A 25,924-nucleotide genomic window follows, 5' to 3' on the forward strand; every position below is an offset into this window, starting at 1 on the left:
GTAACGATTGCCTAGCAGTGTTCTGCTTCCAGAATAAGGAGAACTTTAACCGCTTTTTCTAGTAAATAGGCATGTGTCGGGAAAAGGAAACATAATTTACATAAGGAAAATTTTGGTGAATAGGGTAGTGTATTTTATGATGCAGCGATGGTGAATGTTATATTTGCAGATGATAATGTTATGTGCAAATTTATTTGGGACATGCAAATTGCAATGTACGTGGCAGGATTTCAATTGTAAATTGATTATTATAGATGATTTCCCCATCAAGGGAATAAGCGAAACCTTCTGGTGCAGATACTTCAACTTTTTTTGCTTGTTTATAGATTATAACATCTCGCATATCATTGCGGTCTAAATGTTCTCCATTGGCATATGGGAACAGAATCTTAAAAAAACGGAATATGGAAATCGGTTTAACCAAGCAGACTTCCATTAGCCCATCATCTATCTTGGCACGTGGTGCACAGTGAAAAGAACCTCCAACATATTCTCCGTTGGCGATTGTACTTAAAAGCAGGCGGCCATCAGGATTTATTACCTGACCATCTGCCGTAACAGTGCATTTGTTGTTCCTGCTTTTAAATAATGCCTTTATAATGCCTTTCTTATATGCATTTTTATTACCATGTCCTGTTCTTTTCCGTTCTTCATTAATTTGAATTCCAACAGTGGTGTCAAAACCAAAATCAACTACGTTAAAGCTATAATGTTCCATTACCTTCATTATCAGATTAACATAAATAATTGTAAAATATAACAAAAAGTGTTAAAATATATGAAGTTTATTGATATTAAAAATGACAGGCGGTATTAAAATGAAACAAAGAATAACATCTTTTGATACATTTAGAGCGATTGCGGCTTTTATAATTGTGTTTTTGCATTATCCATTGCTAAATCCATTTACAGATGAGGCGCAAGTACTTGTGCGAATAGCAGTACCATATTTTTTCATGGTATCTGGCTATTTTCATTACAGTACAAAAGAATTAAAGGCAGAGAAAATTTTAAAAGAGCTAAAGAAACTGATTCGTTTAACGATTATAGTCAATATTGTGTACTTGATTCTGCGGCTTTCTGTGAAGTCCTGCTATTGTATACAAAGAGGGCAGGATTTGCACCGTTTATGGTCTAGAGTTTTTTCACAGCTTGCAAGACCAAGATACATCTGGTTTAATTTTGGACTGGCAGGGCATTTATGGTACTTACGTGCAATGATTTTCGTTGTAATCTTATTTGCAATTATGAAAAAATTTAAATTAGAAACTGTGGTGAAATTTAGTATTCCTCTGATTATAATTGCAGATTTGTGTTTGTGTAAGTATTCAAAATGTCTTTATGGATGGCATTACAAAAGAAAAGTGTTAGAACCGCTTGAGAAATTTATTGGTGTCGGCTATTCTTATTTCTTTATGGGGTATTTCTATCATCAGTTTGAGCAGACGGAGCCATTTGAGAAGATGAAAAAAGCGATTACAAAATCACCAGCGATTCCGGCAGCTATGGTATTCGTGGCGGTTATTCTTAATGTTCAGGAGGCAAAATGGCTAGAAAGCCACAAATGGAATGTACAGCCTTACAATTACATTGGCACCCTTTTGCTCATCATTATCATTTTTGTTATTTTGTCTTGTTATAAGACTTTGGGGAGCAGGACAGGAATCCATATAATTGGACAGAAATATTCCGAATATATTTATTTTTACCATGTACTGTGCGGCAAGCTGTTTGCTATTTTTTTAAAGGGAAAAGCAATTTACCCATATTATTTAAAAGTACGTCCTTTTGCTGTTTATTTGACGGTTATGTTTGTAACTATGTTTTTGATATGGTGCAGACGTGTGTTAAAAAAGAAACTGCAGTTACAAAAAATATAAATAAAACTCCTTCTGTAGAAAAATTTTACGGAAGGAGTTTATTTCGCATATAAGGGATTAGGAAAGAATTTGGAATAGGCGAGCAAATAAGTTTTCATCGTAATCTTTTTGTAACAGGCATCTTTCTTTTAAACGAGGAATTAATTTTGGTTTTTTGGTAAAGGAATGTTTTAGAATAGTATTTCGCAAGATTAGGGCATTATTTAGAGACTGACGGGTTAGTTCCATTAGATCCTGATACTGATTCGGGGAAATTATTTTCTGAGAATGAAGGTATTCTAAGCGGATCTGCATTATGGTTTTGTGATCATATAAAATGTGAAAAGGCCTCACATCAATATTTTCGCATTCTAAAAATACATCATGTGCGTACTGATAGTAATCAAGACCAAACAAAGCCTTTCGATTATAATCTGGAGACGAAAATTCAAATTTGTGAAAACTGTCTGTAGAATTTAAAAAATCGCTAATATAAAGTTTTAATAAATTTAGGTTAAGTTCATAATTACAATTTTGATATTTATAAGACCAGATAAAATAGTCAATCCCTTCAATGCTTTTATTGATTTCATCATAAGTTACAGATGTTTGTGTGTATTTGCTGTTTTCGTAAAAATCTGATATGTAAATTACTTTTTTTTCTTTGTCATAACCATAAATAAAAGTTGGATGAATCCGTATGTGGGATTTCTGGTAATAATAAGGAGAGCAGCTTAAGTAAAAATTATCAAGACAGGCTTCTAGGTAGTATTCATGATTTATGTTATATTCAATATAATCTGTTAGTTTTTCAAAATGAGCAGTGGTCTGGTTATTGCGTATTAGACCGTAAAAAGGGCATAATTCATTGGGGCGAATAAAGTTTTCTGTATCAGCATGTTCATAAAAATCCCCAGCTGAATAGTGATTGGGTCTGATAATAAGCTGAATGTAACGGTCGCAGATCCATGGAAGAACTTTATCTTTATGTACCCATAAAAAAGACATAGGATTGGCAATGCCAGGATAAGAAGTGATTGGAGGGTATGCAACTGGTAAGCATTTTTTCATTGATAATATATTTCCTTTCTTTGTAATATAGTAATTATATACATTATACTTAAAAAATACAATTTTCGCAATATTATCCAGAAAGGAATAAATCACTGTCTATACAAGCTTACAAATATTTGTTATAATATTCCCTATGAAAATATTTGACAAAAAAGAAAATAGGAGAAATGAAAGATTTTCAAATATATAGCGATTCTTCTTGTGATTTACCAATAGAACTTATTGAAAAATACAGTCTTTGTATAATCCCATACTATGTAACTTTTGATATGGAAAATTATTTTAAGGAACATGAGGAAATCAGTAACGAAGAGTTTTATCAGAAATTAGCTGCAAAGGTATTTCCGAAAACTTCATTGCCTTCTGTCCAGGATTATATAAATGCATTTCGGAAAGCTATTGAAGCTGGACAAGATGTGCTATGTTTCTGCTTAACATCTAAGTTTAGCGGTTCTTATCAGTCAGCAGTCAATGCCAAGTCCTTATTGGAAGAGGATTATCCAGATGCCAGTATTGTAATAGTGGATTCCATTCAGGCAACAGCAGGACAAGGCCTTGTGGTAATTCAGGCAGCACGCATGAAAGAAGCAGGTTATACACTAGAACAGATTGCAGAAAAAATTGAAATACTGAAAGAAACGGCTAGAATTATGTTTACAGTGGATTCTTTAGAGTATCTGCAAAAGGGTGGAAGAATTGGAAAAGTTACCTCTTTAGCAGGTGCTATGTTAAATCTGAAACCTATGATTGTACTAAAAGAAGCAGAGCTGATGCCATATTCCAATATACGGGGCAGAAAGAAATCTCTGGATAAGACAATTACAATGGCAGAGGAGTACTTTACAGAGAATAATCAGAATTATGAGGATTATGATTTTTGCATGGCAAATGCAACTACTTTAGAAGAAACAAAGCTGGTTCAGGAAAAAGTGGAAGCACTTATAGGAAGAAAACTGGATTTTCCAGTTTTCCAAATTGGTGTTACTATTGGAACTTATACAGGTCCAGGTGCAATAGGGATCTGTTTTGTGAAAAAATTTGACCGATTATAGTAAATGGAAGGTGGATAAGTATGAATCCAAAGAAACAGGCGTATGAGAAGCTTGCGAATACAATAATAGAGAAATTTGAAACACGTGGTATAGAAGGGTATTACTGCGATAATAAAGAAGAAGCTTTAGAAAAGGCGATAAGTCTGATTGAAAAGGGAAGTACTATTACATGGGGCGGTTCTGAAACTTTGAAAGAAATCGGCATGCTGGAAGCTATTCATAATGGAGAATATATTTTGTATGATCGTGCAGAGGCAAAAACAAAAGAAGAAAGCAGGGCCTTTTATGGAAAAGCAGTAACAGCAGATTATTTCCTGATGAGTTCCAATGCGGTGACACAGGATGGGCAGCTTGTAAACATTGATGGAGCTGGAAACCGTCTTTCTTTATTGATTTATGGACCTGAAAACGTAATTGTAGTTGCTGGCATGAACAAAGTAGTAAAAGATGTGGATGAAGGCATTGTCCGTACACAGAATGTGGCATCACCACCAAATACAATACGTTTAAATAAAGACACAGGCTGCAGGGAACTTGGCAAATGCGTGAACTGCCTGAAAGATGACTGTATCTGCTGTCAAGTTGTAATAACTAGAAAATCAAGAGTAAAAAACAGAATCAAAGTAATTTTAGTAGGTGAAGAATTAGGATACTAGGATTCTTAGTTATGAAAACTTTTTCCCTGCATATAATATACAAAGTTATATGCAGGTGAAAGTATGAAAGAAAAATCAAATACCAATTTTCTAATGTCAGTATTTGTTTTAGCACTTCCTATGCTGACAGGGGTTTTAAGCAGTCAAATCAGCGGTATGGGTGGAGGTCAGGCAATGCCATATCCTAACAAGCCGCCTCTTGTTCCGCCAGGTCAGGTTTTCCCAATTGTATGGACAATTTTATATGTGTTAATGGGAATATCGTTTTATCTTGTAGTAAATGCACAGGCTGATAAAAAGAACAAACGGGTTGCAAAGACTATCTTCTATATTCAGCTCTTCTTTAATTTTATCTGGCCAATCGTATTTTTCCGTTTCGTCCAGTGCAAATTAGCATTTATTATTATCTGTCTGTTATTGTTTTTCATTATACTTAACATTATAGCATTTAAAAGAATACATAAAATAGCAGGCTATTTACTAATACCATATTTAATATGGGTGGCATTTGCACTATATCTAAATTTAGGATTTTGCATTTTAAATTAAGTCTGCTATAATGAAACTACTCAATTTTACAAGAAGGAAGTTGAACGTTAATTCATGTCAAAAAAATTAATTATAGCAGAGAAACCCTCTGTAGCAAAAAATATAGCAGAAGCAGTAGGTGCAAAAAGGCGCGGGAATGGATATATAGAAGGGGAAGAGTATATTATTACTTGGGCATTTGGCCATTTGCTGCAGCTTTATGATGCGAAAGATTACGACCCGGCAATGAAGAACTGGAGATTAGAAAATTTCCCATTCATTCCGGGCGAATATAAATATAAAATTAAATCAGATAGCAAGGATAAGTCAAAACCAGATGCTGGTGCACAAAATCAGATTGAGTTAATCAAAAGGCTTATTGCACGAGATGATGTGGAAGGAGTTATTTCTGCCACAGATGATGATCGTGAGGGACAAGTCATCTCTGATGAGATTTTAATGTATCTGGATGTCCACAAAAAAACAGAACGTCTTCTGTTAAATGAATGGACTGCAGATGAGGTGAAAAAGGGATTAAATAATCTCCGTTTAAATAGTGAAATGCAGTCATTACAAGATGCTGGAATCGGCAGACAGCTTGCAGACTGGCTTATCGGAATTAATCTGACCAGCGTGGCAACGGTGAAATACCGGAATGATAACAACATTAAGGTTTTGAATATTGGGCGCGTTCTTTTGCCTACTTTAAAAATTATATACGATCGGGATAAAGAGATTGAAAAATTCAAGTCTTCAAAATACTACAAGTTATTGGCACAGTTTGAAACACAGACAGAGGTGAAAGCAGTATTGGAAGGCTTATACTATGAGGAGGAAAATGAGAAGTTCGATGAGAAGGCTTATCTGGAAGGCTTATGTGAGAAACTGGCTGGCAAAGAAGCGATTATTGAGTCGAAAAAGGTGGAGAAGAAAAAAGACTATCCTCCTTTCTTATTTAACCTTTCTAATCTGCAGGGGGTTGTAACAAGCAAATACAAAGGATGGACTTCAGATAAGGTTCTAAAAGTAGCTCAGTCTCTCTATGAGAAAAAGTTTATCACATACCCAAGAACAGCAAGTATTGCTTTAGATGAAAGTATTCTGGATAAAACCCGTAAAGCATTAGAGACACATAGAAAGCTGTCTCCATTTGCAGAGGAGATTAAGTTCCATACATCGAAGCGTGTATTTGATAGCAAAAAGGTAGAAAGCCACTCGGCAATTATTCCAACTTATGTGATTCCGAAGTCTTTATCAGCTGATGAGAAAATTGTGTATGAAGCCATTCGTAACCGTTTTCTTGCACAGTTCATGCCTGTTGCACAGTCAGAGGAAACAACATTGGAGATAAAAGTACAGTCAGAGGAAATTCCAGGTATTTTTATTGCCAAAGGGAAAGTTCTTTTAGTAGAAGGCTGGAAAAAGGTTGAGAAGGTGGAAACCAAAGAAAATATTCTGCCTCAGGTCCAAGAAAAGCAAGTGCTGGATGTAAAAAGCGGGAATGTGTCAGAGGTTGTACGAAAACCTCCAAAGCCACATACAGAGAAAACACTTTTACGTGTTATGGAGACTTGCGGAAAGAAATTTGAGGGAGAAGACTCTGAAGAGATGATGATGTCCATTTTAAGTGGTTTCAGTATTGGAACCCCAGCCACAAGGGCGGAAACCATAAAGAAATTAAAGGATGCCGGATATATTAAGACCAAGGGAAAAAGCCTTGTGTGTACGGAACTTGGACGTATGATGGTGGAGACATTTCCAGTAAAAGAACTGATTGATTTAGAGTACACGGGACGTCTGGAGAAAACCTTATCAGATATTGAAAAGAAGAAATACACAAAAGCTGATTTTATGCAGCTGATTACGGATTTCGTGAAAAAGTCCGTAGAAGATATCAAAAATGATGGAAAGTTCGGAGCTAGAAGCACTGTGCCAGAAGGGGCAAATGTAGTAGGTATCTGTCCAGAGTGTGGAAGTCCAGTAGTGGAGTCTGAAAAGGCTTTTGGATGCAGTAACTGGCGCAATGGGTGTAAGTATACGATCTGGAAAAATGACAGGTATATCCAGTCATTTGGCAAGAAGGTATCAGAGCAGATGGTAAAAATACTTTTAGAGGGTGGAAGAGTTGGATTTCATGGCTGTGTGAGCAAGAATGGAAATAAGTTTTCGGCATATTTTTATTATAAGAAGGACGAGAATACGGGAAGATATAACTGGAGCATGGAATTTATTGATACGGGAAGGTAATATGTGAAGAAATACTTATAAATAAGTTAAAAATATATTCATGTTTGGCGATTGCGAAAATTTGATACATGATGTAGAATTACTCTATATGCAGGACAATGCAAGATTTTTATAAGGGAGGAAAACATCATGGGAATTTCAGATGTTACCGTCGATAGTTTATTTGATTTGGAACAGACCATTGCAGCAGATTTATTTAAGGGGCAGGCCTATCCGTGGAAGGTATTGCCGCTGATAAAAGATTATATCATGGCACTTGGAAGCCAGCTGTCATTTGATGAATATGAATTGGCTGGAGATAATGTGTGGATTGCGAAAAGTGCAACAGTAGCACCAACAGCAACCATTCAAGGACCGGCGATTATATGTAAAGATGCAGAAATCCGTCACTGTGCATTTATTCGTGGAAATGCAATTGTTGGAGAACATTGTGTAGTTGGGAACTCTACGGAATTAAAGAATGTAATTTTATTTAATTATGTGCAGGTGCCACACTATAACTATGTTGGAGATTCCATTTTGGGATACCGTTCTCATATGGGAGCAGGTTCTATTACTTCCAATGTAAAATCCGATAAAACATTAGTTTCTATTAAATGTGATGGAAAGAATACGCAGACAGGACTTAAAAAGGTGGGAGCATTTTTAGGGGATTATGTAGAGGTAGGATGTAACAGTGTATTAAATCCAGGTACGGTTATTGGACGTAACAGCAATGTATATCCATTATCAAGTGTGCGAGGATGTATTCCTGCCAATAGCATTTATAAGAAAGCTTCGGAAGTAGTAAATAAGAAATAATAGAAGATGTTAATATGGAATAGGCTGAAAAGGCATGAAATCAGAGTTTGTAAAGCAAGAGTTTCATGTCTTTTTGTTTGGATAAAGAAGGAAAGCTGGATTTGCAAAAATGGAAATAAAAATTTTTAAAAAAAGTATAGACTAATTTGTCATTTTATGAGAAAATAATAACCGAGTGTGCAGTCACATCTTTTTCAGTATATGGAATCTATAGACATTCACACAAGTTTGCGTCTGCAAAGGACGCAGAATATAAATGAGCAATATACAATGAACATATTGCGTAGCAAACGTAATATTGAAAGGAGTCTCAACATGATTTATTCACAAGAAGTAGAAAATATGTGCCCAATAGCTCAGGGAGTTAACCATGGAGCTGCTCCAATCCCAGAAGAAGCAAAATGGGTGAAGGCAAAAGACGTAACGGATATTTCCGGTTTAACACACGGCATTGGCTGGTGTGCACCACAACAGGGTACTTGTAAATTAACTCTTAACGTTAAAGAAGGCATCATCCAGGAAGCATTAGTTGAAACAGTTGGATGTTCAGGCATGACTCATTCTGCAGCTATGGCAGCAGAAATCTTGCCAGGAAGAACAATTTTAGAAGCATTAAACACAGACTTAGTTTGTGATGCTATCAATACTGCTATGAGAGAGCTGTTCTTACAGATCGTTTACGGCAGAACACAGTCTGCTTTCTCCGAAGATGGTCTTCCAATTGGTGCTGGTCTTGAAGATTTAGGCAAAGGCCTTAGATCTCAGGTTGGTACAATGTACGGAACATTAAAGAAAGGTCCTCGTTATCTTGAAATGACAGACGGTTATGTAACAGGCATAGCTTTAAATGAAGACAATGAAATCATTGGTTACAAATTTGTAAACTTTGGAAAAATGATGGATTTCATCAAAGCTGGTGATGATGCAAACACAGCATTTGAAAAAGCTCAAGGTCAATATGGCCGTGTTGCTGACGCTGTTAAAATCGTTGACCCAAGAAAAGAATAATTGACATTCATAGAACGATGTTCTTGAAATCATTAAGGAGGATTTTATAAAATGGCTTTATTTGAATCATATGAAAGAAGAATAGATAAAATCAATTCTGTGCTGAATAGTTATGGAATTGCTTCTTTAGAAGAAGCTGAAAAAATTACGAAGGATGCGGGCTTAGATGTTTACAATCAGGTTAAAGGCATTCAGCCAATCTGTTTTGAAAATGCTTGCTGGGCATATACAGCTGGTGCTGCAATTGCAATCAAAAAAGGCTGTAAAAGAGCTGCTGACGCTGCTGCAGCAATTGGTGAAGGCCTTCAGGCTTTCTGTATCCCAGGTTCCGTTGCAGATCAGAGAAAAGTTGGTTTAGGACATGGTAACTTAGGAAAAATGCTTCTTGAAGAAGAAACAGAATGTTTCGCTTTCTTGGCTGGTCATGAATCTTTCGCTGCTGCTGAAGGTGCTATCGGTATCGCTGAAAAAGCTAACAAAGTTCGTCAAAAACCATTACGCGTTATCTTAAACGGTCTTGGAAAAGACGCTGCTCAGATTATTGCTCGTATCAACGGATTTACTTATGTTGAAACTGAAATGGATTATTACACAGGCGAAGTGAAAGAAGTTTTCCGTAAAGCTTATTCTGACGGCCTTCGTGCAAAAGTAAACTGTTATGGTGCAAATGATGTAACAGAAGGTGTTGCTATCATGCACAAAGAAAAAGTTGACGTTTCTATCACAGGTAACTCCACAAACCCAACTCGTTTCCAGCATCCAGTTGCTGGAACATACAAAAAAGAATGTTTGGAGCAAGGCAAGAAATACTTCTCAGTAGCATCTGGTGGTGGTACTGGACGTACACTTCACCCAGATAACATGGCTGCAGGTCCTGCTTCCTATGGTATGACAGATACTATGGGTCGTATGCACTCTGACGCTCAGTTTGCTGGTTCTTCTTCCGTTCCTGCTCACGTAGAGATGATGGGGCTTATCGGTATGGGTAACAACCCTATGGTAGGTGCTACTGTTGCAGTAGCTGTATCCATTGAGGAAGCTGCTAAAGAAGGTAAATTCTAATAAAACCCAGTGTTTATAAGGGCTTTAGGACGTAATTAGGAGTAGTTGAATTAGGGTTAATGCAGGGATTCCTGCATTAGTCCTATGCTATTCCTATAGTTACGTTCTTATAGCAATGCAATGTTTTTCTGCTTATTAATAGCATAACCGATGTTTTGCAGAGTATACATATTTCAAAAGTTATTTAGAAGCTTTGGCTTCTTTTTTTATTTGATGGAAAAGTCCTCTGCGAGTCCTTCCCTATCAAATAAAAAGTGCCCTGAAAAAGAAGGGCAAAGTCTACGTTTTTTCGAGTACATTCCAGTTGCGAGAGTCTGAGGAACTCACACTTTGTTCTGTTTTGCGGTGATGCTTACACCCCTCTTGTTTTGATTTATAGAAATAGCATGATACATTGTTCCTGTATACCTGATTCTACTGATTAGAATACAATTCTTTAAATTCACTTGGAGAATATCCCTCAAACTGCTTAAAGGCACGGTTAAAAGTTGGAATGCTTTTAAATCCAGATTGAAACGCAATTTCTGTTATGCTAAGTGCTGTGTCCGATAACAGCTGCTGGGCGTGGCGGATCCGCTGTATGCTTAGATATTCTGTAAAGGCGAATCCTGTAACCTGTTTAAAAGTCCGAGAAAAATAGTAGGGACTAAAGCCGGCAAAATTAGAAACACTGTCTAAAGTCAAAGCATTCGTACAGTTTTTCGTAATGTAGCTACATGCCCCATGTATTTTCTGAATGGTTTCCGTGTTCAGCAATTTGCTAGACACCAGCATGGACTGGGCATGTACTTCTATATATCGGGAAAATGCAATTAGAAACTGGTAGATGCCAATTAGCATTTCAACACCTTTATACGCATCGCTGGATGCATTCTGTTTTGTAATTTCATCAAATATACCTAGTAGCTCCTGTGCAGTATCTTTGTTTTCCTGAAAAGAAAGCAGATGTTCATGACAGAACAAGTTGTATTTCCCTGAAAATTCAGGCCTGTTGTTAATTAAGGACGGAGAAAACTGAATACCATAGAAACTGTTTCTGGTATTAGGAAGTATTTCATGAAGTTCTCCAGGCCATATGAATAAAATATCTCCTTTATGTAAAGTATAAATATCCTGATTTACATTAACAGATAAGGTAGCATCTTGGTCTGCTTCAAGGGATACATAAATCATTTCAACTTGAGTGTGCCAGTGCATAGGAAACTTAGCTGGAAAATAGTCTGCGGGAATTACCTTTACTGTCTGCAGGATGTCTAAATCTTCGAATGTAGCTTTTTGTGGCAAGATGATCCCTCCTTATAATTTGTTGCATTATAATGTATCTGATTGTCTATTGCACCATTGTAACATATTATTTACGGAATTTATAGGATTCTTTGAGGAACTATTTTATAAATGACACTACCTTACCGCAAAATATGAGAAGTATTAGACAAATAGTAATTAGTAATAAATATAAGAATCGGTATAATGATAATGAAAAGATTAGTAGAGAAAATGAAAGAAGCAAGGAGAGAGTTAAAATGGCAAGAGTCACAGATATGACAAAAGGCAGTACTACCAGACATATTTTATGGTTTGCGTTGCCTTTATTATTGGGAAATCTGTTTCAACAGTTTTACAACTTAGTTGACTCAATTGTGGTAGGAAAGCATGTGGGTGAAAAGGCATTGGCAGCAGTTGGTGCTTGCGGATCGCTAAATTTTCTATTCTTTTCATTAAGTTCAGGACTTAGCATCGGTGTTGGTGTTATAGTAGCACAGTATTTTGGGGCAGGAGAGGAACGGCAGATTAAGAGAAGCATTATAAATGCGATTTATGTTATTGTAGTAACAGCCCTCTTATTTAGTTTCGTGGCATGTATATTTGCACCTCAGATTTTGAGATTGTTATCGACACCAGAGGATGTAATTGGGAATTCCATTGTTTATATGAGAATCACTTGTACAGGTTTGCTGGCAGTGGCGTTATATAATTGTGTTGCATCAGTATTAAGGGCTCTTGGAGACTCTAGAACGCCACTGATTTTTTTAATTATTGCCAGTTTCATTAATGTAGGCTTTGACTTGCTGTTTGTGCTGGTTTTTGAAATGGGAGTAGCTGGAGTGGCATGGGCAACTTTCATTTCCCAAGTTATATCAGCTATTACGGCAATAATTTATGCAGTATTGAGAGTGGAATATTTTCAGATTAAAAGAAGTGAAATTAGTGCAGATGGAAAATTATTGCGAAACATTATTCGAATTGGAGTGCCAATTTCATTACAATCTTCTATGATTGCGATCTCCTGCATTTTCCTGCAGAAAGCAGTAAATGGATTTGGTCCAGCAATCATGGCTGCATTTACGATTACTTCTAGAATCGAGTCGCTTGTGCAGCAGCCATATCAGTCCTTAAGTGCAGCACTTACTACCTATTCGGGACAGAATATGGGAGCAGGAAATATTGAGAGGGTAAAGAAGGGACTAAGAAGTGCGACGGTTATGGCTCTTTTGTTCAGTCTTGCTATGTTGCCAGTTGCCTATATATTTGGAGAACCAATTGCTCATCTATTTGCAAAGGAACCAGAGGTGATTAAGATAGGAGCAAAAGCACTTCGTATTACAAGTATCTGTTATTTCCCGCTAGGCATGATATATGTGCCAAGAGCAGTATTGAATGGAGCTGGAGATGCACAGTTTGCCATGATTAATGGTATAAGTGAAGTTGTCTGCCGTATCTTCTTCTCTACTGTATTAACTAAAATTGCGTTTATCGGTTACTGGGGTGTTTGGGCGACATCTGGAGCAACCTGGACTGTTACAGCCATCGTGTGTATGATGCGTTACTTCCAAGGCGGATGGAAGAAGAAAGGGATAACGCAGAAAGCATAAGCTGTATAGATAACGATAAAAAAGGTGCACCTTGACGTAGACAATGGAGTCTATCTCAGGAGAGGCACTTTTTTTATTTGACAGGAATCCTCTGCGAGTACATTCCAGTCGTGAGAGTCTGAAGAACTGAGACTTTGTTCTTAAAGAAGTTTGAATATAGATTGAAAAAGTTGAATTATAATGGTGTAAAATGTATAATAATAGGTGAGCGTATAAGAAAATGTCAATAAAAATATTAAAATCCAATATGAATAAAGTTGAAAAATCCAGTATGACTTATTAAGAAGTCATATGCTAAGAAATCATTCCTTTATAAGGATATATAGATGAGGGTGAGAATGATGTCTCAGGGAAAGCTGATTTTAACAGTGATTATATATTTGGCTGCCTATGCGATTGATCCAGTTTTATTAACATCAAGTTTTAACTTTTTTTTAAGACCAAGGTCTAAAAGTAAGCAATGTTGTGTAAGGATATGTTTTTGGGGAACATATATTATTATACTGGTGAAACAATTTATATTTTATTTTGTAAATTTTTATGTTGGTCTTGTTTTTGTTCTTATATGTTTTGTTTGGTTGTCCAGTATTATAAGTATATTGTATTCTGATTCGTTTGTTAGGAAAATGTCAATTATTATGACATATTATGTGCTTTCTTTCATAGTTGAAGGAATTTTTTCGATAGTGTTTGTTTCTATAATACTTAGTAATGTAAAAAAGAAAGAAGATGAGGCCATTAAAAGAGCAGAATTATCAGAATCAAAGCTGGAATTTTTAAACTATTCAAGGGAGAAGTTTGAAGAAATAAAAACTATTAGACATGATATGAAAAAACACTATAATACACTTTTGGAGTTAAGCCGGAGAAAAGAATATAACATGGAAATTACATTCTTTTGTTTTTTGCAGAAACCTGTAAATGCGGAAGAATTCAAACAGGTATTTCAGAAAATTATGCTTCAAATGAATGGATTACGAGTTACTAGGATGAATCGGTTAGTTAGCTTAAATAGCAAGTTTTCAGTAAAAGAAAGAGATATTTTCTGTGTTGAAAAAGTTAGCGAAACTAAGAATATAAGAGTCACAACCAGTAGAAGTACATACACTTTCCGTGGAACCATTAAAGAGGTACAAAAAATATTAGGGAATTCTTTTATACGTATAAGCCGTAATGCATTAATTAATGTTCATTATATTTTTCAAATGCAAAATGGGGTAGTAGAACTAAGTAACGATAAAATATTTCCAATTGCACCAAGTAAAGAAAAGGAGATTAAGATGTTCTATTCACAAATTATTAGCTAAGGCTTTAAGAAAGGATTATCAAAAACTTTCTTAGGTATATGAGCAACATAATGGCAGTATTCTCTAGACAGCATGTACATAACAAAGCAGACATCAGGTAGACAGCATGCATATATCAAAGTAGACAGAATACCTACACCTAAGTGGACAGCATAGTTACAGCAAAAGCAACAATAAGCGTCTGATAATTTGTCCCATGTGAAACTCCCCCGTTTGTTCATGGGACATTTTTATGTATAAGGAAAAAATTGCTGAGATCCTGCAGATATGAGAATAAATAAGCAAGGAAAAAACATATTAATATGAATGATAAGAAGATAAGGACTTAGAAATCTGGTATATATCAGAATTTCTAAGTCCTTTGTATTGTAATTGACCCAATAATTATGTTAGGATATTGTATGTGAAATGTTTTAAGCACACGTTCTTTTAAAAAGTGAGTTTATGGGAAAGACAAAAATAATTTGTACATTAGGTCCAGCGACGGATAAAGAGAAAATCCTGGAACAGTTAATTCTAGGAGGGATGAATGGGGCAAGATTTAGCTTTTCTCATGGCACATATAAAGAACAGGAAAAGCGGATGACGTTGTTTGAAGGAATTTGAGAAAAGCGGAATAAATCTGTGGCAATGATTTAGATATCAAAGGACCAGAGATAAGACTTAAAAACTTTAAAGAAGGAAAAGTACGCTTAGACAAAGAGCAGACATTTATAGTAACAGGACGTGAAGGAAAAAGTACCCAAGAGATGTTTTCATATATGAAAACTTATGTCAGGATGTATCACGGGGAAACATATACAGCGGTGTATGACTTGCCAGAATCAGGAACTTGTCAGGGGAGGAAATGTAGTTATAATTACATTAGGAATCCTGATTTGGGATACTCAGTATAACCAGCTTAATGAAAGTACACATTGCAGGCGAGTAAGAAACAGGATAAAAATCAGTTCGTTAGATACGGAAGGGGAAAAAGGATGCAATATAATATCAAAATCAGATGTATGGAGGTTTATCATCCAGAAAAACAATTAGGAAATGAGTTTTATATTAAACACTTTCAAGAACAAGGGAAAGATGTAGCACATTTCTTAAAAGATGTACTTGGCCGGGAAAAACGATATGTTATTGATAATGAAGGAAAAGAGGAAAAAGAACGAGAGAACAGTCTGTCTATGCAGATAGCAGTGGCAAAAAAAATATTAGAAAAGAATAAACTGACGGGAGCGGACATTGATGGCATTATTGTTGCAACGCAGATACCAGAATACCTGGTTCCACCAAATGCACTTTTTGTTCATCGTGCCATTGGAGCAAAGAAAGACAGTTTTGCTTATGACTTAAATGGAAACTGCATCAGTATGACTATGGCATTTGACCAGGCGGCAAAGTATCTGCAGGATGAGAAAATCAATCGCATTTTAATTATTGGCGGAGATTATCTAAATATTGCAGCCAGCAAAAAGGATGAGTGTATTTATGGCCTGTTTGGAGAAATGGCATGTGCTATTGTGGTAGAACAAGGTGATGGAACCAGTCAATTACTAGACAAAGATCATTTTATTAATACAAAATCCCTTGATATTATACATGTTCCAGCATGCGGTATGGCTAGCCTTTTGGGAAAAGAAGGAAAAGAACCTTTAGAAGTCTTAAGTGGAGAGATGGTTTGTGATATTCCAGAAGTTTCAGAGCGAATTAAAGAAATGCTTAAGAGAAATCGGCTTTCGGTTGATGACATTAGTGGATTCTGTTTTTCACAATATGTCTGGAGAAACAATAAAAAGGTGATAGAGAGCTTAGGAATACCAGAAGAGAAATGCCCGTATGTAGGGAATAAGTATGGTTATACAGGCGTAAACAGCCCATTTATTGCTTTATATGAACTGGAAAAAGAACATAAGATTGAACATGGAGATTATTTATTATTTTGGACCATAGGTAACAGCATGCAGCATATATTTTTATTAATAAGATACTAAATGGGGGGATGGATATGATAATAAAAGAAACAACTATCAGTAATTTTCGAGGAATCAGTAATTTAACGCTTGAATTTGAAGGAAAGAGTACTGTACTTTATGGAAAAAAGAATGCAGGAAAAACTTCTATACTAGATGCTATGGATATGCTTACAGAGGATATTGTATACGCAGCTGTAACGGGTGATAAGAAAAAACATATTGTTATGCTAGAGGAAGATGTAAAAGCTCAGGAGCGATTAGCTGAAATTAAGGCAGTATTCAATCTGAAGATGCTGAACCAGGATTTTGAACATTCTTATGTACGGGAAAGAAAAGGAATACGTCAGGAATATTTAAGTACCAATGCAGTTATTTTTTCTACTATGTTTTCAAGATGTTACATAGGAGAAGAAAAACCAGGAAGCAAAGAGTTTGAATTCAATAAAAATGATATGCCTGTTTTTGCATATTATAAGGCAGGACGTCATTTGGGAAAACAGAAAGAAGAGGAAGAGGCAGAGAATAAGAAGCAGGCATTTGATTTTAGCAGTGAAGCAGGGATTGTGTTAGAAGATTGTGAACAATGGCTATTCAGCCGTCCGGAATACGTAGCACTATTTCAGATAAAAGATTTATTAGAACTTTCGGAAGATGAAAAATGCGTGCTTGCAATGGCTGGAGACATTGCGAGAAAACTGTCTATTGCCAACGTGGATAAAGAGAATCCGCTAGATGGAAAGGGAATTGTTTTTATTGATGATATAGAAGCTGGATTAAGAGAAGAATGGAAGGAAAAAATAGTACCTGCCTTAGTGAATGCGTTTCCGAATATCCAGTTCCTAATTACCACAGGAGAAGAAAGTGTGGCAAACAGTGCAGCAAGATGTGCAAGAGTATTGGAAATTTAGAAATAAAAAACTTGAATAACGCAGCAATGCATTTTGATACAAAAAATAGCAAGAATAAGCTGGAGGGAATTGACATAAAAAAAAATCAGGTGTTATAATGACGGAAATTAGATGTTTGTGGTTACTTATTAATTACAGCAGGTATAGAGCTTTCCAGACAGAAAGATGACTGCATGGGATTGGAGGGAACAGGAAGAGGATGAAAAAGGATAGAATAGATGTAGTGGTACTTTCTTTAATTTCATCTCTAATGCTTTCAGGATGTCAGGCTACCGTTAGTAGTTCAGATAAAGTGAAAGTGAACAAACCTTTGGTCACTGATGCTGAGGCAGCGAGAGAAAATGTCAACAAAAAAAATGTTATAACAAAAGGCAAAATCAAAAAATTTGTAAAGGAACATAAAGAAGAATATGAAGATCTCATTTATGGATTAAAGGATAATGAGATACATATCGAAGAAAAAACATTTAAAAACCAGAAACTATATTTCTTTTTATATACAGCGAATGGCAGCTGGGCAACTACCCTGTACCAGATTCGTGAAAAAGACGGGGTAATTGAGGCGCTTTATTATATTTCAGCTGGAGCAGCAGATTATTTTGATTTTGATATTATATCAATATCGCAAGGAGATTTTATAACTGTATATTCTGCGACTCATATGGGCAATGGAAGCCTGGAATTTTTAGAACTAGACAATATTCCAGATAGAAAAGCCGGAGAAGAGCCAGATTATGAACTATATGCGGTGGATAATCATTTTGAAGAATTGGTAAACAAAAACGGGACGATTACATCGAAAACTTTTGAAAATGGTATCCTTACGCCTGTTTATGAAGATATAAACCAAGATGGCAATACAGACATTCAGCTGAAAGGGACTTTACAGGAATATCAGTATAATGAAGAAGCAGATAAAGAGGAATTACAGGATACCAGAAGTATATGTGAGATATATCTTTTCAATCCAAAGGATAAGACTTTTGTATTACAGTCAGAAGAAGATTTGCGGGAGAAAAAGACATTAACTACTGGGGATATAGTGATTAATAATCACGACTTGTTAAATGACTGTCCTTGTACAGAATATAAAGTGCAAGATATTTATCAGTATCAGAATGAACCAGAGAAACTTGTAGAATATAAAGAAGAAAAAGGTGCGTACTGGCATTATCTTGTATATGATGGAATTGTTTATGTGGTAATCAATGATCGGCCTAGACTAGGAAAGAATGCGGCTGATATGGCAGAAAACATTGATTATGTTATAGTAACTAGTGATTTATATTCTTTTTCCATAGGAATTCAAGTTGGCATGAAGGAGACAGAGCTAGCGGAAACAGGGATTGACTTTTTAATAATAAAAAATGGTGATGATTTGGACAGCCAATTGTTAAGTGGAAGAACAGGATATCTTAGAAAACTAAAAGTTTCTTATGATTCGGTCTATTATGCAGAAAGTTCTTATGAAGAAAATGTAGCATTAGCCGTTATTGTAAAAGATGGTAAAGTGGTCCGGATTGCTACAGATAAGTTATATTAACAGTATGAGGTTATAAACATATGAGTAGTTATAAGCTGTCAGCCTGTTTGGGGCTGACAGCTTTTTTCTAGAAATTTCTCGGTATATTCTCTGTTGTTTCACTGGTACAACCTAGTCAGGAACACCGCTATAATAAAAATAACATAAGAAAGAATGGGGGAAGCAGCAGATGAAAGAAAGACTTGAGCAGATAGAGCATGTAATAGAAAAAGGACCGTACAAACCAACGTGGGCATCCTTAACCAGATGGAAGGCACCAGAATGGTTTTGTGAAAAGAAATTTGGAATTTTTATTCATTGGGGAGTATACAGTGTGCCAGCTTATGATAATGAATGGTATTCCAGAAATATGTACATAGAAGGAATGAAGCCTTATGAGTACCACATACATACCTATGGGCCACACAAAGAATTTGGATATAAAGATTTTATTCCTATGTTTAAGGCAGAGAAGTTTCATCCAGAAGAATGGGCTGCGCTTTTCAAAGAAGCAGGGGCCCAGTATGTTTTTCCAGTGGCAGAACATCACGACGGATTTCAGATGTATAAAAGTGATATTTCCAGATGGAATGCATATGAAATGGGACCAAGACGAGATATACTAGGAGAATTAAAAGAGGCATTTGAAAAAGAAGGTCTTGTATTTTGTACATCCTCTCATAGAGCAGAACATTGGTTTTTCATGTCACATGGAAAAAAATTTGACAGTGATATCAAGGAGCCGTTAAAACGTGGTGATTTTTACTGGCCAGCCATGCCAGAAGGAGAACTTCATGACAAACAGAGTAAACCATATCCATCGGAGGAATATTTAAAAGACTGGCTGATTCGCACTTGTGAAATTATCGATCAGTACCAGCCACGTATATTGTATTTTGACTGGTGGATTCAGCATGAAGCATTTAAACCATATTTGTTAAAACTAGCGGCCTATTATTACAACAAAGGAGAAGAATGGGGCTGTAGTGTTGCCATTTGCTATAAACATGATGCCATGATGTTTGGAAGTGCCATAGTGGAAGTGGAGCGTGGCAGCTTTGCAGATGCAAAACCATATGTCTGGCAGACAGATACTGCAGTAGCGAGAAATTCATGGTGTTATACAGATTCCCTTGATTATAAATCCAGCAGGGAAATTATATGGCAATTAATTGATGTAGTCAGCAAAAATGGCAATTTATTATTAAATATTGGACCAAAGGCTGACGGAACCATTCCAGAAGGGGACAGAAAGATTTTAAAAGAGATTGGTGCGTGGCTTAAGATAAATGGGGAAGCAATCTATCATTCTAAGGTGTGGCGAAAGTCAGAAGAAGGACCATCCAAGACCAGAGAAGGTCAGTTTATGGATGGAAAACCGCCAGTATATACAGCACAAGATTTCCGTTTTACGGTTGCCAACGGCTGCATTTATGCATTTGCTATGAAATTTCCAGAGGATGGAAAATTGAAAATCCAGTCACTTGGAAAGTCAGACAATCAGGACATTCCGGAATTTTTTGGACTAATCAAGGATATTTCCATTTTGGGATATGAGGAAAAGCCACAGTATGAAGTAACCAGAGAGGGATTGCATGTTCAAACAAAAAATGTTCAAAGTGAGTATCCTGTTGTATTGAAAATAGAAGTTATTTAGGAGGGAATAAAATGTCAGAGAAGATTTGGAATCACAATAAAATTGCCTACGGAGGAGATTATAATCCAGAACAGTGGAGTGAAGATGTATGGCAGGAAGATATGCGCTTATTTAAACTGGCACACATTGATACGGTTACGTTAAATGTATTTTCTTGGGCAAGTCTGCAGCCAGACGAGGAGACTTATCAGTTTGAAAAGTTAGATAAGATTATGAATATGGTCCGTGAAAATGGGCTGAAAGTATGTCTTGCTACGTCAACTGCTGCACATCCTGCATGGATGGCAAAGAAATATCCAGAAATACTAAGAACAGAGTTCAATGGCATGAAGCGGAAATTTGGAGGCCGTCATAATAGCTGTCCCAATAGTCTGGTATATCAGAAATATGCAACAAGGCTGGCTAGTAAACTAGCAGAACGCTATCAAAGTTATGATAACATTATCGGCTGGCATATATCCAATGAGTTTGGGCAGGAGTGCTATTGTGAAAACTGCGAAAAGGCATTTCGTGTATGGCTGAAAAAACGTTACAAGACCATTGAAGAAGTGAATCGTGTATGGAATACTTCTTTCTGGGGACATACATTTTATGAGTTTGATGAGATAGTACTGCCAAATCTGTTAAGTGAACATTTTGAGGAAGAACGAAGCATGTTTCAGGGAATTTCACTGGACTACAAACGATTCAATTCTGATAGTATGCTGAATTGTTATCGTATGGAATATGATGCAGTTAAAAAGATTACACCACATATTCCTGTGACAACCAATCTTATGGGATTTTACAAACCACTGGACTATCAAAAATGGGCAAAATACATGGACTTTGTTTCTTGGGACAACTATCCGTCTTATAATGATTCCATAGCCCAAAATGCTTTGCATCATGATTTGATACGAGGACTTAAAAGTGGAAAACCATTTATATTAATGGAGCAGACTCCAAGTGTTACAAACTGGCAGTATTACAATGCTTTAAAACGGCCAGGAGTGTTAAGGCTTCAAAGTTATCAGGCAGTAGCACATGGTTCGGATTCTGTTATGTTTTTCCAGATGCGAAGAAGTATAGGTGCTTGTGAAAAATATCATAGTGCAGTGATTGATCACTGTGGCCACGAGAATACCAGAGTGTTCCGGGAAGTAACTCAGATTGGAGAAGAATTAGACAAAATCGGAGATCGCATATTAGGAGCAAGAGAAGAAGCAAAAGTAGCCATTTTATTTGATTGGGAAAACTGGTGGGGAATAGAACTATCTGCTGGACCAAGTGTGGAATTAAAGTACACAGATGAAATCATACGTTATTATACAGCACTTCATGAACAGAATATTGCTACAGATATTATCAGTGTAGATGAGGATTTATCCAGATATCAAGTGGTTATTGCACCAGTTTTATATATGACAAAGGGAAACTATGATGAAAAAATCAGGGAATTTGTAAAGCAGGGAGGAACTTTTGTAACGACATACTTTAGTGGGTATGTGAATGAAAATGACTTAGTAATTACAGGTGGTTATCCAGGAAAACTTCGAGACATTCTGGGAATCTGGGTAGAAGAAATAGATGCTCTTCCACCAGATTTTTGTAATTATTTTGATTTTGATGGAGAAGAACATCAATGTCAGTTGTTGTGTGATTTAATGCATTTAGAAGGAGCAGAAGCATTGGCAGTTTATAAAGAAGATTTTTATGCAGGGATGCCAGTTATTACGAAAAATGTTTTTGGCAAAGGAAACGCTTATTATGTGGGAACTCGATCTGATAAGCAGTTCTATAAGCAATTTATTAAGAAGATATGCAAAGAGTGTGAGATACATCCTGCTGCAATAGTACCAAAAGGTGTAGAAGCAGTAAGCAGAAAAACAGAAGAAAAAGAATATCTGTTTTTACTAAATCATGAAGAAGAAGAGAAAAAAGTAACCCTAGAAAAAGATTGCGTCGAGATTCTTACAGAAACGGAGTATAATAAAGGAGACACTGTTGTCCTAAAGAAACGGGACGTGGTAATACTACAAATGTAAGAGGGGATGTATTTGCTTCGGAAAATAAGAAAATTCATACGAAATATTAAGATACGGGAAAAGATGATATTAATATTTTTCTTTGGAGGAATTCTTCCAATGCTGGTGGTAATTTTGTATAACAATCAGACTACTAAGAAAATATTAATTGAACAGACTATGAAATCAGAAGAAGCAGAATTGTCTTTAATAAAAGATGCCATGTCAGAAAATGTTCGTATTATTTCAGATATATCGAAAAGGCTGTACTTTGACAAAATGATAGAGAAAATTGCATTTACATCATATAAGAATTATGAAGAACTCTTGGCAGACTACAATAATTATACAAAAATTACGGACTGCTTAAATGACTATTACCAGGAGATTGCTTCCATTAAAATTTATCTGGAAAATCATACCATATCCAATACTGCCAATTTTATATACGCAGATTTCATGATTCGTAACGAGGAATGGTATCGGAATACAGTAAAAGCTGGTGGAAATGTGTACTGGTCTTATGTAAATGACAGTCTTACGAAGAAAAAATCATTAAGGCTTTCTCGGGTGCTCTATACAGCAGATATGCAGCAGGTGGGAATATTAGTTATTGTAATGCAGAATAAGCGAACAGAACTGCCCATAGCCAATAGGAAAAGCAAGACATTATTGGCATACAACAATAAAGAAATTGTACATAGCAACTTTAAAAAAGAGAATTATCATGAAATCATTGATATAATCAAAGAACACGATAAAAAACTGTTTTATGGAAAAGTGACATACGAAGGACAGGAATCCTTTTTGGTGATGGTGCGTATGCAGCCGGATTATTCGGAAAACTTTTTTACCCTTGCCAGTATCGGTCCATATGAACAGATTACCAAAAAAGTCAATCAGGCCAGTATGGCTGAAATTCTGCCATTTTTAGTCTGTATTGCAATTGCAGGCTGTCTGATTGCAGCATTTTCTTATCATTTTAGCCGTCAGATTAATCAGTTCCGCAAGACTATGCACGAAGCGGCAAACGGAAATTTCGATACCGTGCTTCATTTAGAAGGAAATGATGAACTAAGCATGTTATATGAAGATCTGAACGTAATGATTGGAGATATGCAGGCTTTGATGCGGGAAGTGGTTGCAGAGCAGGTGCAGAAAGAAAAATTAAATTCCAGGCAGAAAGAAGTGGAATTTAAGATGCTGGCCAGTCAGATTAATCCTCATTTTTTATACAACACATTGGAAACGATTCGGATGAAAGCCATTGTAAACCAGCAGCCGGAAATTGCAGAACTGGCAAAGATGCTTGCAAAAATAATGCGTCGTAACATTCAGGTAGGAGAAAAACTGGTAACATTGGAATCGGAATTAAAACTGGTAGAGTACTACTTGAAAATACAGTATTATCGTTTTGGAGACCGGATTCAATCCAGTATTTTAGTAGATTCAGAAGTGGATACAGAGTCAACAAGAATTATGCCGCTGATTATTCAGCCACTAGTAGAAAATGCATTTGTACATGGATTGGAAGCGGTGGATTCGGAAGGGAAACTTACAATACACGTAAGCTGTAATACGGACATTTTTATTTGTGTGGAAGATAATGGATGCGGCATTTCGGATAAAAAACTTGAGGAAATTATGGAAAGCTTAAATGATTTGGAAACCCTGGACCGAACCCATATTGGAGTCTGTAATGTAAATCAGAGAATAAAGCTTCAATATGGAGAGGATTATGGCTTAACCATAGAAACAGAAGAAGGAAATGGTACAAGGGTGACTTTAAAAATTCCCGTTGTAAATCCCAGCTGAGATGGAAGAATGCTTTGTAAAGAAAGTAGAATCAAATAAATAGGGTAAATTGTATAGATATTTTGGTGTAGTCACTTTTTTCTTTTGTTATTATAATTTTGATATGAGATAAAGGAGAGGAGAGAGAAAAGATGGAGCAGGCAAGGCAAAAAAAATCCATGGACAGATTAGTAGCGGCTGCTAGATTTGCGGCAATATTACTGGCTATATGCTTATTTATACCAGGATTGAATCCATCTAGAATTTCGGGATTAATAGGGAAAAACCTGTCTCTGTTTACGTCAGGGCTATTTTATAAACAGTTAATTGCCAATTTTGGACGATGCCTGAAAAAAGGCTGGGTATTGGAGTCTACTTTACGATTGCTTTTTGTATCAAGCATGATAGCAATAGTGGGAATTATTCTGGTAATAGCAGGAGGATGTATGTCTCTTGGAGAACGGAAATTTAAGAAACTAGGAGCGTATTTTACCTTGATTGGTTCTGCTATAACTGGATTTAGTTTTGTTGGAATCTACGTTGCATATAAACAGGTATCCAATACACAGAATCTGAAAAAAGTAGCACCAGTGTTACCAGATGGTTTTATTATTCTATTAGTGTTAGTAGTTATGATGTTTTTGCTTTCTGTATTAGAATGTATCTTTCTTCCGAAACCAGATAAAGAAGATATGTATGAAATGCAGCCAAGATTTCAGTTATTTTTAATGCTGCTGCCTTTTGTTGCACTAAGTTTTGTATTTAGTTACCTTCCTTTATCCGGATGGAGGTTTGCATTTTTTGATTATAAGGCAGGAGATACTTTAACCATGGATAAATTTGTTGGGTTTAAGTGGTTTGCTTATTTATTCAGAAATGCGGCAACAAGGCGTGATATTATTCATGTAATCCGTAATACATTAGCCATGAGCTTTATTAATATAGCAATGCTTTGGGTTCCAATGGCATTTGCCATCTTTTTAACAGAGATTAAAAGTAACCGTTTTAGACGTTTTGTACAGATATTTACCACAATACCGAACTTTATAAGCTGGGTACTGGTTTATGCAGTAGCTTTCGCAATTTTTTCGACAGATGGTTTTTTAAGCACTACTTTAGTAGATGCAGGAATCATGTCAGAGGGAAAGAACTTTTTGTTAGGAGGAGGCCATGTATGGCTTAAAATGTTCGCATGGGGTACATGGAAAGGCCTTGGATGGAATGCTATCATTTACATAGCAGCCATATCAGGAATCGATCAGCAGCTTTATGAGGCGGCAACAGTAGACGGAGCTGGACGGTTCCAAAGAATGTGGAGCATTACAGTTCCTAGTTTAATTCCTACCTTCTGTGTGCTTTTGCTGTTAGCAGTAGCGGGTATTTTAAATAATGGATTAGAGCAGTATCTTGTTTTTGAAAATGCAGACAATTCACAGTTTATTCAGGTGCTGGATTTATACGTGTATAAATTAGGTATTGGAAAAGGAATAATTCCATTGTCAACGGTAATTGGCATGGCAAAATCTATCATAAGTGTAATTCTGTTGTTTGTAGCCAATAAGATATCCAAGATGATTCGTGGTGAGAGTATTGTATAAGGAGGAAA

The 25,924-nt window shown here is 36.1% G+C and carries 21 protein-coding genes; 18 read left to right on the forward strand and 3 right to left on the reverse strand.

Going from position 1 to position 25,924, the window contains the following annotated elements; all coding sequences use genetic code 11:
• Positions 1-190: 190 nt before the first annotated feature.
• A complete protein-coding gene (locus BMY85_RS08420) occupies positions 191-718 on the reverse strand; it encodes a diacylglycerol/lipid kinase family protein (RefSeq protein WP_092477837.1) in 528 nt (175 codons plus the stop codon).
• Positions 719-818: 100 nt separating this feature from the next.
• On the opposite strand from BMY85_RS08420, the gene BMY85_RS08425 reads away from it, so the two are divergent.
• Positions 819-1,880, forward strand: a complete 1,062-nt coding sequence (locus BMY85_RS08425; RefSeq protein ID WP_177180707.1) for an acyltransferase family protein — start codon at positions 819-821, stop codon at positions 1,878-1,880.
• Positions 1,881-1,937: 57 nt separating this feature from the next.
• On the opposite strand, the gene BMY85_RS08430 is transcribed toward BMY85_RS08425, so the two are convergent.
• The gene (locus BMY85_RS08430; protein ID WP_143066354.1) at positions 1,938-2,930 is read right to left on the reverse strand and encodes a cysteine peptidase family C39 domain-containing protein; all 993 of its coding nucleotides are present in this window, start codon (positions 2,928-2,930) and stop codon (positions 1,938-1,940) included.
• Positions 2,931-3,100: 170 nt separating this feature from the next.
• Here BMY85_RS08430 and BMY85_RS08435 point away from each other — a divergent pair, with 170 nt between their 5' ends.
• The 7 genes from BMY85_RS08435 (at position 3,101) to BMY85_RS08465 (ending at position 10,287) form a co-directional block, all read left to right on the forward strand.
• Complete coding sequence (locus BMY85_RS08435; protein ID WP_092477840.1) at positions 3,101-3,985, forward strand: DegV family protein; 885 nt, start codon at positions 3,101-3,103, stop codon at positions 3,983-3,985.
• Positions 3,986-4,005: 20 nt separating this feature from the next.
• Positions 4,006-4,641, forward strand: coding sequence for a lactate utilization protein (locus BMY85_RS08440; RefSeq protein WP_092477841.1), 636 nt, complete (start codon positions 4,006-4,008; stop codon positions 4,639-4,641).
• 63 nt (positions 4,642-4,704) lie between these two features.
• Complete coding sequence (locus BMY85_RS08445) at positions 4,705-5,190, forward strand: TspO/MBR family protein (protein ID WP_207646540.1); 486 nt, start codon at positions 4,705-4,707, stop codon at positions 5,188-5,190.
• A gap of 54 nt (positions 5,191-5,244) precedes the next feature.
• The gene (locus BMY85_RS08450; RefSeq protein ID WP_092477842.1) at positions 5,245-7,416 is read left to right on the forward strand and encodes a type IA DNA topoisomerase; all 2,172 of its coding nucleotides are present in this window, start codon (positions 5,245-5,247) and stop codon (positions 7,414-7,416) included.
• Between the two features lie 129 nt (positions 7,417-7,545).
• Positions 7,546-8,217 carry an acyltransferase gene (locus BMY85_RS08455; RefSeq protein ID WP_330387243.1) on the forward strand — a complete coding sequence of 224 codons (672 nt, stop codon included), beginning with the start codon at positions 7,546-7,548 and terminating at the stop codon, positions 8,215-8,217.
• A gap of 315 nt (positions 8,218-8,532) precedes the next feature.
• Complete coding sequence (locus BMY85_RS08460) at positions 8,533-9,225, forward strand: iron-sulfur cluster assembly scaffold protein (RefSeq protein WP_092477843.1); 693 nt, start codon at positions 8,533-8,535, stop codon at positions 9,223-9,225.
• 51 nt (positions 9,226-9,276) lie between these two features.
• Positions 9,277-10,287 carry a GGGtGRT protein gene (locus tag BMY85_RS08465; protein WP_092477844.1) on the forward strand — a complete coding sequence of 337 codons (1,011 nt, stop codon included), beginning with the start codon at positions 9,277-9,279 and terminating at the stop codon, positions 10,285-10,287.
• A 414-nt stretch (positions 10,288-10,701) separates the two neighbouring features.
• Here BMY85_RS08465 and BMY85_RS08470 read toward each other — a convergent pair whose 3' ends face one another.
• Positions 10,702-11,571, reverse strand: a complete 870-nt coding sequence (locus tag BMY85_RS08470) for an AraC family transcriptional regulator (protein WP_092477845.1) — start codon at positions 11,569-11,571, stop codon at positions 10,702-10,704.
• A gap of 239 nt (positions 11,572-11,810) precedes the next feature.
• Here BMY85_RS08470 and BMY85_RS08475 point away from each other — a divergent pair, with 239 nt between their 5' ends.
• From BMY85_RS08475 to BMY85_RS08520, 10 genes are all read left to right on the forward strand, one after another.
• On the forward strand, positions 11,811-13,160 hold the full coding sequence (locus tag BMY85_RS08475; RefSeq protein WP_092477846.1) for an MATE family efflux transporter: 1,350 nt from the start codon (positions 11,811-11,813) through the stop codon (positions 13,158-13,160).
• Positions 13,161-13,786: 626 nt separating this feature from the next.
• Positions 13,787-14,467, forward strand: a complete 681-nt coding sequence (locus tag BMY85_RS08480) for a LytR/AlgR family response regulator transcription factor (RefSeq protein ID WP_177180708.1) — start codon at positions 13,787-13,789, stop codon at positions 14,465-14,467.
• Positions 14,468-14,911: 444 nt separating this feature from the next.
• Positions 14,912-15,073 carry a pyruvate kinase gene (locus BMY85_RS08485; protein ID WP_092477848.1) on the forward strand — a complete coding sequence of 54 codons (162 nt, stop codon included), beginning with the start codon at positions 14,912-14,914 and terminating at the stop codon, positions 15,071-15,073.
• 371 nt (positions 15,074-15,444) lie between these two features.
• Positions 15,445-16,449, forward strand: a complete 1,005-nt coding sequence (locus tag BMY85_RS08490) for a 3-oxoacyl-[acyl-carrier-protein] synthase III C-terminal domain-containing protein (protein WP_092477849.1) — start codon at positions 15,445-15,447, stop codon at positions 16,447-16,449.
• A gap of 14 nt (positions 16,450-16,463) precedes the next feature.
• Complete coding sequence (locus BMY85_RS08495) at positions 16,464-17,339, forward strand: AAA family ATPase (RefSeq protein ID WP_177180709.1); 876 nt, start codon at positions 16,464-16,466, stop codon at positions 17,337-17,339.
• A 199-nt stretch (positions 17,340-17,538) separates the two neighbouring features.
• Complete coding sequence (locus BMY85_RS08500; RefSeq protein ID WP_092477851.1) at positions 17,539-18,882, forward strand: hypothetical protein; 1,344 nt, start codon at positions 17,539-17,541, stop codon at positions 18,880-18,882.
• Positions 18,883-19,051: 169 nt separating this feature from the next.
• Entirely contained in the window at positions 19,052-20,518 is a 1,467-nt protein-coding gene (locus BMY85_RS08505; RefSeq protein WP_092477852.1) for an alpha-L-fucosidase, read from the forward strand.
• Between the two features lie 11 nt (positions 20,519-20,529).
• Positions 20,530-22,545: a beta-galactosidase gene (locus BMY85_RS08510; RefSeq protein ID WP_092477853.1), complete on the forward strand. Its 2,016-nt coding sequence runs from the start codon at positions 20,530-20,532 to the stop codon at positions 22,543-22,545.
• Between the two features lie 99 nt (positions 22,546-22,644).
• Positions 22,645-24,339: a sensor histidine kinase gene (locus tag BMY85_RS08515; RefSeq protein ID WP_242939706.1), complete on the forward strand. Its 1,695-nt coding sequence runs from the start codon at positions 22,645-22,647 to the stop codon at positions 24,337-24,339.
• Between the two features lie 131 nt (positions 24,340-24,470).
• Positions 24,471-25,916, forward strand: a complete 1,446-nt coding sequence (locus BMY85_RS08520) for an ABC transporter permease subunit (protein ID WP_092477855.1) — start codon at positions 24,471-24,473, stop codon at positions 25,914-25,916.
• The last annotated feature ends 8 nt before the right edge of the window (positions 25,917-25,924 follow it).

Source organism: [Clostridium] polysaccharolyticum (assembly GCF_900111595.1).
GTDB classification, from domain to species: domain Bacteria; phylum Bacillota; class Clostridia; order Lachnospirales; family Lachnospiraceae; genus Clostridium_AI; species Clostridium_AI polysaccharolyticum.